The following is a 10,721-nucleotide window of genomic DNA, read 5'->3' as shown; positions in this document are numbered from 1 at the left end:
TCGTGGAGAAAGGGGTGTCAGTCACCCACCTGTGTCCGGGGCAGCGGAGGGACCAGCGCGTGCCGGTACGCGGCGAGCTGGACCTCCAGCTCCCTGTCGGACCTCTCCGGGCCGGGACCGGTCGCCGGGGCGAGCCCGAGAACGCGGCGCGGAGCCTCGCGCAGGCCGTACAGCCAGTGGGCGGTCCCCTCGGTCAGCGGGCGCCTGGCCAGCAGCGCCCATGTCCCGTGCCACGTGCCGGAGGGATCCAGCCGCCCCAGGTCGACGCCGTCGAGCATCCCGGCACGGTCCAGTGCCACGGCGACGTCGGGACGGGCGAGATCCTCGCCGATGAGCGCTTCGGGTCCCCGTTTCGCCGTCGCGACGGCTTCGGCGACCTCCGGGGGCGCCTCGGCGAGCCAGTCGTCGAAGGCGTCGGTGTCCGCGTGCCCTGCTCGCAGGAGTCCCAGCACGACCGTGCCCACGAGCGCGCGTCCCCGGACCAGCGCACCGACCTCACCCGGGAGCGGCAGCTGCTCCCCGGCGGCCCGCAGCCACCGGTCCAGGTCCTCGTCGCGATGGGCCGCCAGCTGCAGGGAGAGGCCCCGTGCCGGCCGCGAGCGCGCGGACGCGTAGGCCTCCAGCAACGGGCGGTACAGCGCCGGCCAGTAGCGCCGGACGACCGCGAGCACACCCAGCTCCCCCTGCGGACCACCCCACGACGCCTCCGTGTTGAGTTCCTCGACGACGGTCCGGGGGGCGACGTCGAATAAGGGCCCCGGCCGACCCGACGCGTCCGCTTCCCGGGCCCATGCGAGGAGTTCGCCCGCTCCACGGCCGGAGGCGTCGGTACCCGTGTTCGCCGGCAGCAGGCGGCGCGGCCGTGGGGCCGTGCCGGACGACACGGCCGAGGACACGGAGGTCCGCAGCAGGTACTCGTCCAGGCCGAGCGCACGCGCCAGCTCCTCGGCGGAGTCCCGGACCCGCGCGGGGTCCTCGTCCCTGATCTGCAGGACGACCACGCGCAGGTCCCAGCCGAACCGGTACAGCTGGTCGAGCTCCTGGCGGAGGCCGTCGTGGGGAACGACGGTGCCGTCGAAGCGCAGCACGAGCCCGACGCCTCGGTCGGCGCCGGGCGCAGGCTGTCCGAATGCGGGCGAGACGCGGGCCCGGAGCTGCGACTCCGTCCGGGGCAGCCGATCGCTACTCGCGTCGTAGACGTACCACCGGCGAAGTGCCTCGCGGACGTGGCCCGCCGCGTTGCGGGCCCGTACCAGCAGCCGTTCCGCATCCAGCAGGAGCCGTGGCAGGTCGTCGGCCGTGGGATCGGCCAGGACGTCGAGCACGGGCCGCTCCGTGAGGCACCACCGGGTGTCCAGGTGCACCCGGTGCCGTTCGTCCGGTTCGGGCACCACGACACCGTCTCCGACGGGCAGACGGTGGGCCACGGGTGCCCGCTGCGTCTCCCGCAGCTCGGGAAGCAGCTCGACGGCGAGCTCGCGGGCACCGTACCGGGTGAAGAGCACGGGCACGGCGGCCGCGTCCCCGAGGCGCGCTCGGCCGGCCAGCAGCGCGCGGTCGATCTCCTCTCCCCGGGTCAGGGCGGAGAAGAAGGAACCGGAGAACCTCTTGGCCTGATCATGACTCACCTTGCCCATCACCGCGACGACATGGGGCACGCCGGCCCGCACGAGCCGCCGAGCCGCCGACTGGTCGGGCTCCTCCCCGTTCTCCGAGACCGCCGAGTCGCAGGCCATGAGCACCGCGAGCCGGACGTCGGCCTGCAGCAGCCAGCCGGCCAGCGTGTCCACGTCCAGCCACACCGGACCGGCACCGGTGTCCGCGCCCACCACGAGACCGGAGGCCACGTGGTGACCGCCGAAGTAGAAGACCTGTGTCCCCTCGGACAGGGCCTGCCAGAGCGCCCCCGGCGTCGCCGGGGCGTCCACGACTCGCGCCGAGAGCCGGGAGCCCCGCACCGCCTGCCGGACGAGCCGACCGTCGGCGTCGGTCAGTGCCTCGGGAGGGGGTTCGGGCAGGGTCAGCGGCTCCGCGAAGACGGGGACTGCGACCTCGCCGTGGATCGCGGTCGCGTCCGCGATCGTCACCCTCCCGACGGTGACGGGGGTCGACGTGGGCACCGGGGCCGTGGAGGCGACGTCACGGACGAGGGTGAACGAGGGATGGACACCCAGTGGGCAGCCGCCGTCCGCCGGTGGTGCCGAGGGCTCCGCGGCCCAGGCGTGCCATTCCCCGACCGAGGCCTCCGCGGAGGGGAGGGGCACCACTTCCCAGCGCAGGGCGGCCAGGTCGCGGGAGCCGTCGTCGGGCGTGAGCAGCCGGACCCGTGCGTACCGCCCCTCCATCTGCTCCCTGCGATGCGCGAGGTGCCGACGCACCGGCGCCGGCAGGAGAACGTCCGTCAGCATCCCGGTCACCATGGGTCCCACGGCATCCGCCCATCGCACGAACATCCCCGGACGCACGCGGACCGGTGGCGCGGGCGCGTGGACGGGGTCGCCTCGGTCGTCGAGGACGACCGCACTGACGTCTCGGCCCTGCCACGACAGCCGAATGACGATGTCCTGATCCCGGTCCACGGTTGGCCCCCGTTCCTCCGCCTGCCTCAGAATGCCATCACCAGTCGGAGACGAGGGGCGATCGGGCGTGGAGATGCGGGACTCGGTGACGTACGGATGGGCGCCGCGGTGCGAGGACGAGAGACTGTTGCGAGCTCTGCGGGACTCCGACCTCTGGCACTCGGACATGCTGGAGGAGAAGGCCCGCGACGGCTGGCTCGCCCTGCTGAACGATCCGGACCTCGACGGCGACGAGTTCACTGAGAAGTGCGAGGAGGTGTACGACAAGTACACGGGAGCCATCGAGACATGGGGCCTGTTCCTGCGACAGGAGCGGGAGGGCCTGCGCGGCGTGCCCGTGGGCGCCGTGCCGGACGGTCGGCACGTCGAGCCCGTGCCCCATGACGAGGAAGCGTCGGACGCCGTCCCCGTGACGGACGGTTCCTCCGAGCCGGACGCCACGGAGCGCTTCCTCAACGTCGCGGTCGTATGGCCTCTCTCGCGGGTGGTCATCCCCTCCGACCGTCTCCTCGCCTCCGGCAGGACGTACGAACTCCGCGTGGACATCGGAGGCCTGGAGCCCGGGAGTCTCCTTGCGGCGCAGGCCGAGGCGTTCCCCGACAACAGCCTCGACCACACGGACGACGACGGGAGCGGTGACTGGCTCCAGGTCACCGTCGTCAGCGACGACCTGCGCCTCCCCGCCGCGCAGCACTGGCTCTTCCTGCCCCGCGAGGGGGCGTCCTGGGTCTGCCACTGTCAGCCGGGAGGCCGGCACACGTGTGAGGAAGGGCACCGTGGCCGGCACCTCCACATCCCGTTCGTCGCTCCGGAGGAGCCGGGCCCTGCCCGGCTGCGGATGTTCGTCTCGTACCGCGGCAACCAGTTGCAGTCGGTCACCCTGACCACGTCCATCGCCGCCGACGAAGGGCCGGGAGGAGCCACCACGGCGGCGGTCGACTATACGCTGACCTCGGGCTTCGCGGCGCTGAGCGAGCTGCCCCGGCGCTCCGCGGCGGTGCGAGTGGGGCGACAGGACGGCGCCATGACCATCGATGTCACCGCCGGGGGCGGGCCCCTCGCCACGTTCTGGCTCAGCGAGCACCAGGTGGTCACCGCGCTGGAACAGGCGAGGGCCGCACTCTTCGCCTGTCACGCCGAGTTCCGCGTCGAGGGTGGCGCATCGCGGCCGGTGAACCTCCTCGACGCGAACCACGGCAAGGACTTCCCCGCATTGCTCCGGGACATGACCCGGCTCGCGCGGCTCGGCTGGACGCTCTACCAGATGGTCGCGCGCAGCCGCCCGGAACGGGAGGCCCTGCGTCACGTGCTGCGCGAGCCCGCGGAGATCCAGGTGTGCCGGACCGAGTTGAACGACCTCGTCTTCCCGTGGGCCCTGCTGTACGACAACGCGGTGGAGAGTGACGCCGCGCTGGAGCCGTGCGCCGCGGGATGGGAGCGGGTACGACAGGACCCCACGGCCCGCTCCTGTCCGGAGGGTGCCGTGCATCCGCTCAACACGCTCTGCCCGTACGGGTTCTGGGGATTCCGGCACATCATCGAGCAGCCCCCGTCCGTTCGAAGGGGACGCCGGATTCGCCTGCGGGCAGGCCGTGAGGGAACCCGGCCCTCCCTCACCGTGGCACGGAGTCACGCGCTTGCCGGCGATGTGGCGACCCGTCACTTGTCCGTCCTGCGGGGGAGCTTCGCGGAGCTGCGTGTCTGTGATCGGAAGCAGGCACTCCGGCAGTCCCTGACGGATACTCCCGGAGACTGTCTCTACTTCTACGGCCATGGACGCCGCCCTCAGGCCGGGGAAGTGTCGACACCCACCGTCCTGGAGATCGGCGGCACGGACCGGATCCTGCCCGAGGATCTGAACGCCTGGGGCGAGGACCCGGGCTGGGACGGCTGGGAGCGGGTCGCGCCGTTGGTCTTTCTCAACGGCTGTCACACCGCCGACCACGACGCCCGGTCCTGGCTGCCCTTCGTCACCGCCTTCGCCGGACTGCAGGCCGCCGGAGTCGTCGGTACGGAGATCACCGTGGAACAGGGGCTGGCCGGCAGGTTCGCCGAGCGGTTCTGGGAGCTCCTCCTCGCCGGCCACGACGTGGGATCCGCCCTGCACCAGGTGCGGATGGAGCTTCTGGGGCAGGGGAACGTCCTGGGGCTCGCCTATACGGCTTATTGTTCGGCCGCCTTGCGGTTGAGCTTCGCTTCCTGACGGCCCCACCCGTCGGCGCGCCGGAGCGTCAGAGGTCGCCCATCCAGGTCGAACTGTTCTGCCGTGCGCCGACCGGCTCCGTCGTCCCTGCGGGTGCCCCCTCCACCGCTTGCGTCGTCTGCGTCGCTTGCGCGGGGATCTGCGCCGCCTCGCGCTTGTCCTGGGCCTTCCGCTCCGATCGGTCGACCAGGAGTCCGATCACGAAGTAGGCGAAGAATCCGGCGAACAGCCCGATGCCGTAACAGGCGAACAGATCCGGCTCCGCGAACTGTGTGTTGATGACCGCGCCGCCACCCAATGCCGCGATCACCGTGATGAGATCGGTGATCCTGGGTGCGTTCGCAGCACGCCGCAGTGTCCGGTAGGCGATCCAGCCGATGACCGCGCCGAATGCGGCGGCACCCCAGAGGCTGAGCGTCGAAACCTGCACTTCCGTTCCTTCCGGTCGTCCCGTCCCCCGTGTGACTGTCGGCGTAAACGTACCGCCCGTGACACCGGTCACGTCACGAGACGGAGGAACCGTGGCCCCCCGCTCGTGTTCAGACGACGAGTGGACCAGGCCCCTTGCCGGATCAGGGCGTCGGCAGTTCCTCCGCGGGCAGCCGGCCCGCGCCTACGGCGTCGACGAGGGCCTGGTGGTCGCGCTCGTTCTGGTCGGCATAGGCCTCCGCGAACGTGGCGATCGCCCGGTCGAAGGAGTCGCCGCCGCCCAGGTACGCGGCGATCGCGATCCGGTCGCCGGACCGCGCGTGCGCGCGGGCCAGCGTGAGCCCGCACACTTCGCCGAACGCCTGCATGCGCCTCGGGTTCATCGTCTCGGGGAGGGCGATGCCCTTCCAGTCACGCAGTTGGCGGACGTAGAAGTCGCGCTTCTTGCCGTCGATGCCGTCCACGCGCTCCCAGCCGAGGAAGATGTCGCTGGTGGCCTGCATCAGCCGCTGGCCGGCGACCACCCGTTCGCCCTGATTGCGATACATGCTCGCGCCGACGTGCGCGGCGAGCACGGACGTGTCCGCCTCCTTGGCCTGGAGGAAGAGCGGGTCCTGGTCGTCCCGGCCGAGGAGCAGGAAGATCCAGCAGCGGGTACCGACGCTGCCGACCCCGACCACCTTGCGGGCGACATCGGCCAGACGGTAGTCCGACAGGAGCGTGCGCCGGTCGGACGCCAGCGAGTGGCCGTACCGCTCGATCAGACCGCGGAACTGGCGCTCCAGGGCGTGGCGCTCCACGTCGGGCATCAGGTCGGCCACCGGGACGAGCAGCGGGGGATCCGCCGCGATCACGGGCCGGCCGTCGACGATCTCGGTGAGCTTGTCGAAGACCTGCAGGCTGTCGCGGCTCCGGGCCTTCTCCATGGCACGGGTCAGGTTCTTCCGGCCGCGCTTGTGGAGCCGGTCCGTGGCCAGCGACTTGAGGCGCTCGTCGTCGATCTTCGCGTACCAGACGTCGATGGTGCGCATGGCAGCGAAACCGATCATCGCCTCGCGGTACGAACGGACCGTGCGCCGCACGATGCGGTCGCGCTCGTCGTCGTCGAAGCCGTTCGCCCGGCCCGCGATGACGAAACTCGTCGACAGCCGCTTGACGTCCCACTCCCACGGACCGGGCAGCGTCTCGTCGAAGTCGTTGATGTCGAACATCAGGCGCCGTTCCGGCGAGGCGAGGAGACGGAAGTTGAGCATGTGGGCGTCCCCGCACAGCTGGGCGGTGAATCCCGAGCGCGGGGTGGCGGCCAGGTCGGAGGCCATGATCGCGGCGGCGCCCCGGTAGAAGCGGAACGGGGACTCCGTCATACGGCTGTAGCGGATGGGAACGAGCTCGGGCACGCGTGTCGCGGACTGCGCCTCCAGGATCGTCAGCGGATCCGGCCTGTCGGAAGGCGGCTCGTACGCGGCGTGGCTCGATCGCGGCGAGCGGCGCCGGGCCTCCTTGCCGAGTGCCGTGCGCTCGGCGGGCGTGGCATGGGGTGCCGCACGCATCCCCGTGGTCGACTTCTGGGGCATCGAAGGCCCTCCTTGCCCGGCACTGCGGCCGTCGGGATGTCCGGCACCGGCCGGGGCGGCCAGAAGGGTTCCGCGGTCTCCTCCGATGTCGGACGGGCCGATCATCGATGCCGGGTGGGCGTGCGGGCTCACCCCACGCCCTCGCCCCCGGCATCGGCGATCGCGATGCCGGGTGCCGCGGCGATGTTGCCACCTGCTGCCGGCATGACGCGGGCGGTCCCCACGACGAGCGCCAGCTGATCGAGTCACTTCCACTGTCGACCCGCCGGGCCTGTTGCGCACCTCAGGGCTCTGCGACGTCTTTCGAGGGCGAGGGGCGCCGACTGCGACCGTTCGTGGGAGAGGGGCACCGAGGAGCCGGGTGTCGGCCCGAAGGCGACGGACGCCGAGCAGAGGGCGCCCGGGCGAGGCTCTCGGGAGCCCTGGCACGGCTGTCGGCTCGTGAGGTCGGGAGAGACATAGCAATGTGGTCTCCATGGCCCTTTACGGCGACACGACGAAGACCGACCAGGCCGGGCCCCGCGAACCGGTCGCCCGCGCCGCGGGCCCCGAGAGAGCGTTCCTCGACCCCTGCGTCGTCTCCGGCCCCACGTGCCCCCGGCCGGGGTCGCAGGGCGACCGCGCAGGCCAGGTCGGCGGCGACCCGCAGGAGCCCTTCCTCGGCCGGTCGCAGGCAGAGCTGCTCCCCGCCCTGCGGGAACCGTGAGGAGGAGAACCATGGACCGTGCCGCGCTCTTCGACGTCGACGGGACGCTCACCGACACCAACTACCTGCACGTGGTCGCCTGGTGGGAGGCGCTGCGTCAGGCCGGGCACCGGGTGCCGATGCACTCCGTCCACCGGTCGATCGGCCTGCCCGGCGAGGACCTGCTCGACCACCTCCTGGGAGGCGACCGCGACCCCGCGCAGGACGACCGCCTGAGCGCCGCGCACGACACCCTGTACGCCACCTGGTTCGATCGGTTGCCCGCCCTGGCCTCGGTCGCCGACCTGCTGCGCACCCTCGCGGGCAGCGGCTGGCTGGTCGTCCTGGTCACATCGGCGAAGGACAGAGAGCTCTCGGCCCTGCGCCGGGCCATCGACGCCGACGACGCCATCGCCGAAACCAGTACCTCGGATGACGTCGAGGAAGGCAAACCCGCACCGGAACCCGTCCGGCACGCCCTTCGGCTGGCCCGGACGCCACCCGAGCGGGCCGTGTTCGTCGGCGACACCGTGTGGGACATGAGGGCGGCCACCCGCGCGGGTGTGACCGCCGTGGGCCTCCTCTGCGGCGGAATCCCGCGGGCCGACCTGGAAGAGGCCGGTGCCGCCGCCGTGTACCGCGATCCGGCCGATCTGCTGGCCCGTCTCGGTGACAGCCCGTTCGCCGCCACGTAGGCCAGGGGCAGGCGGATCTCGTGAAACGGCGCGGCCCGTTCCGCTCGCCGGAGAGGCACTGAGGGGCTTCGACAGGTTTGCCGTTCGGAGCGTCGGTCAGGACATATATACCTTCCCGCTCAGGGAGAGCGGGCGAACGGCGGTGGCGGAATGAGAAGCGTGGGCGTGGAAGAAGAGCTGCTTCTCGTGCATGCCCGTACCGGGAAGCCCCTCGCCCTGGCCAGTGCCGTTCTCGCGGCCGCGGACCGGTCCGCGGGTCAGCGGGCCCGCGACGACTCCGCCGACGGCGCGCCGGAGCACGCCTTCGAGAAGGAACTGCAGAAGGAGCAGGTGGAGTTCGCCACGAAACCGGTGACGGAGATGGGCGAACTCGGGGACGAGGTCACCCGGTGCCGAGCCGAGGCCGGCCGGCACGCCGCGTCCGCGGGCGCCCTCGTGGCGGCCCTCGCCACCTCGCCGCTCCCCGCCCGGCCCTCGCTGAACACGGGCAAGCGATACGCCTGGCTGGGCGAACAGTTCGGCCTGACCGCGCAGGAACAACTCACCTGCGGCTGCCACGTCCACGTCTCGGTCGAGTCGGACGAGGAGGGCATCGCCGTACTCGACAGGATCCGGCCCTGGCTCTCCGTTCTGACCGCGATGAGCGCGAACTCGCCCTTCTGGCAGGGGCAGGACAGCAAGTACGCGAGCTATCGCAGTCGGGTGTGGAACAGACTGCCCTCCGCCGGCCCGATGCCGGTCTTCGGCTCCGCCGATCGCTACCACGAGCAGGTGCGTGCCATGCTCGACACCGGAGTCCTGCGAGACGAGGCGATGATCTACTTCGACGCCCGGCTTTCGGCCACCTACCCCACGGTGGAGGTCAGAGTGGCGGACGTGTGCCTCGACGCGTCGACGCCGGTACTCCTCGCCGCGCTGGTGCGCGCCCTCGTCGAGACTGCCGCCAGGGCCTGGCGCGAAGGGGATCCTCCCTCCCGCGTCGACACGGACCTCCTTCGGCTGGCGGCATGGCGGGCCGGCCGGTCAGGCCTGGACGGCCCGCTCCTGCATCCCGAGACCATGAGAGAGGCTCCGGCGGCCGCGGTCGTCCAGGCGCTGTACGCCCATGTCCAGGAGGCCCTGGTCGAGAGCGGCGACGACGCACGGGTCCGCGAAGGCATCGCCGGGCTGCTGGACCGGGGCAACGGAGCCCGCATCCAGCGCGAGCTCCTGCGTACTCACGGCAGTCTCACCTCGGTGGTCATCGAGTGCGCGCGCATCACGAGCGACTCCCGAGCCTGAGATCCCGAGCCCGAGGAACCCGACCCGGCCGGGCCCCTGGAGGTCCGCGTCCGGCCGGGGGCACACGCGGTGGCGGTCCGCGTCTTCCGCACGCCGCTGGGCAGCCGCACCGCTGTCGGGTTCACCACCGTGGAGAGGCTGACCGCCACTCCCGGCTCGGACCAGCCCTGGATCCGGCTCTCGCGGGCGGTCCTGCGCGGGACGACTCCGGCGTCAGCCGACGTGGACGCGCGGGCGGCGGTTCCGGTCGGACTCCGCCTCCCGCAGGACCTCGCGGGTGACGGGGGCGACCTCGCCCTGGCCGAGGAGGAAGAAGCGGAGGAAGTTGGCGAAGGGGTTGCCCTCGGTCCACTCGAAGTAGACGTGCGGGCTCACACCGGTGAGGTCGCGGGCGTGGAGCAGGAGGGCGGCCAGCGCGTTCGGGATGGAGGAGGACTCGACGGTGAGGACGCGATAGCGGTCGTGCATGACCTCGCCGCGTACGGTCAGGCCCGCCTCGAACTCGGAGGGGTCGGTGACCGTGACCTCGACGAAGACGAAGTCCTCGGTGGTGGGCAGATCGTTGTCGGCGCGGATCTGCTCGATCTTGTCGCGGTACTCGGCCACGTCCCGGTTGTCCGGTTCGTTGGCGATGAACCGCGGGGTACGCCGGGAGATGTCCTGGATGAAGCGCTGGGCCATCTCGTCGAGCTCGATGTGGGTGACGCGCAGTTCGAAGGCCCGCCCGAGGCGGGAGAGGAGCCGAGCGCCGCGCGCTCGGCCGACCCCTTGCGGCGTACGTACGCGGCCTGGGGACGACCGAACCCGGCACTCAGGTCACCGTTCTCATCCCGGAGGCCGAGCCCGAGCGCCTCTGGCAGCGTGCTCTGCAGAACCGGCGGGGCGCGGTCGTCGCCCACGCCGTCCGCCGCGACACCGACGCCGTCGTGTGCCGACTCCGCTTCCGCTGCTGACCCGATCCGCTGCCGCCGACCAGGCTGTCGGGGGTGTGAAGCGGGCCGGATCCTGCGAACCCCCATCGGGCGCGCAGGCAGGTCGGGCGAAGCACTCCGGGCCGGGACCGGTGGCAGGCCCACCGGTCCCGGCCCTCACGGGTGCCGGTCGGTCACATCGGCTCGGGGAAGATGTCGCTGATGCTCCAGGCGACGCTGAAGCAGGGAGGGAGGGAACAGGCCTCCGGCTCGGTGTCCAGGGTCTGGAGCGCGAGGATCTGGCTCATGGGTGCTCTCCACCTTCGTCTCGGGGTCGTGTCGGTTGGCAACTGCCTGCCTCGGC

7 protein-coding genes and 3 pseudogenes are annotated in these 10,721 nt (G+C 71.8%); 6 read left to right on the top strand and 4 right to left on the bottom strand.

All coding sequences use genetic code 11. From position 1 onward, the window contains the following. Positions 1–17 precede the first annotated feature (17 nt). Positions 18–2,408, bottom strand: a complete 2,391-nt coding sequence (locus tag IF00_RS0133205) for a CHAT domain-containing protein (protein ID WP_158710543.1) — start codon at positions 2,406–2,408, stop codon at positions 18–20. A gap of 244 nt (positions 2,409–2,652) precedes the next feature. On the opposite strand from IF00_RS0133205, the gene IF00_RS0133200 reads away from it, so the two are divergent. Next, a complete protein-coding gene (locus tag IF00_RS0133200) occupies positions 2,653–4,782 on the top strand; it encodes a CHAT domain-containing protein (RefSeq protein WP_245234702.1) in 2,130 nt (709 codons plus the stop codon). A gap of 28 nt (positions 4,783–4,810) precedes the next feature. Here the strand turns inward: IF00_RS0133200 and IF00_RS42935 are convergent, their stop codons facing one another. Both IF00_RS42935 and IF00_RS0133190 read right to left on the bottom strand, forming a co-directional pair. Then, positions 4,811–5,284 (bottom strand): hypothetical protein, encoded by a 474-nt coding sequence (locus tag IF00_RS42935; protein ID WP_158710542.1) that lies wholly within the window; start codon positions 5,282–5,284, stop codon positions 4,811–4,813. 70 nt (positions 5,285–5,354) lie between these two features. Next, on the bottom strand, positions 5,355–6,785 hold the full coding sequence (locus IF00_RS0133190) for a DUF2252 domain-containing protein (protein ID WP_030324522.1): 1,431 nt from the start codon (positions 6,783–6,785) through the stop codon (positions 5,355–5,357). 475 nt (positions 6,786–7,260) lie between these two features. On the opposite strand from IF00_RS0133190, the gene IF00_RS0133185 reads away from it, so the two are divergent. The 4 genes and pseudogenes from IF00_RS0133185 to IF00_RS47875 form a co-directional block, all read left to right on the top strand. Beyond that, positions 7,261–7,491, top strand: coding sequence for a hypothetical protein (locus IF00_RS0133185; RefSeq protein ID WP_030324521.1), 231 nt, complete (start codon positions 7,261–7,263; stop codon positions 7,489–7,491). A gap of 11 nt (positions 7,492–7,502) precedes the next feature. Then, on the top strand, positions 7,503–8,165 hold the full coding sequence (locus tag IF00_RS0133180) for an HAD family hydrolase (protein ID WP_030324518.1): 663 nt from the start codon (positions 7,503–7,505) through the stop codon (positions 8,163–8,165). Between the two features lie 150 nt (positions 8,166–8,315). Further along, on the top strand, positions 8,316–9,446 hold the full coding sequence (locus tag IF00_RS0133175; protein WP_030324516.1) for a glutamate--cysteine ligase: 1,131 nt from the start codon (positions 8,316–8,318) through the stop codon (positions 9,444–9,446). Between the two features lie 69 nt (positions 9,447–9,515). After that, positions 9,516–9,641 (top strand): annotated as a pseudogene (locus IF00_RS47875) (SAV_915 family protein); the annotation flags it as partial. 18 nt (positions 9,642–9,659) lie between these two features. On the opposite strand, the pseudogene IF00_RS0133170 reads toward IF00_RS47875, so the two are convergent. Continuing rightward, a pseudogene (locus IF00_RS0133170) lies at positions 9,660–10,187 on the bottom strand (amino acid transporter); the annotation flags it as partial. A gap of 2 nt (positions 10,188–10,189) precedes the next feature. Between IF00_RS0133170 and IF00_RS47245 the strand changes: the two are divergent. After that, positions 10,190–10,399: pseudogene (locus IF00_RS47245) on the top strand (amino acid permease); the annotation flags it as partial. Positions 10,400–10,721 lie beyond the last annotated feature (322 nt).

The organism is Streptomyces flavochromogenes (assembly GCF_000717595.1).
Lineage (GTDB): Bacteria > Actinomycetota > Actinomycetes > Streptomycetales > Streptomycetaceae > Streptomyces > Streptomyces flavochromogenes.
The sequence above is the reverse complement of the archived record's forward strand: the minus strand, read 5'-3'. Positions and strand labels throughout refer to the sequence as shown.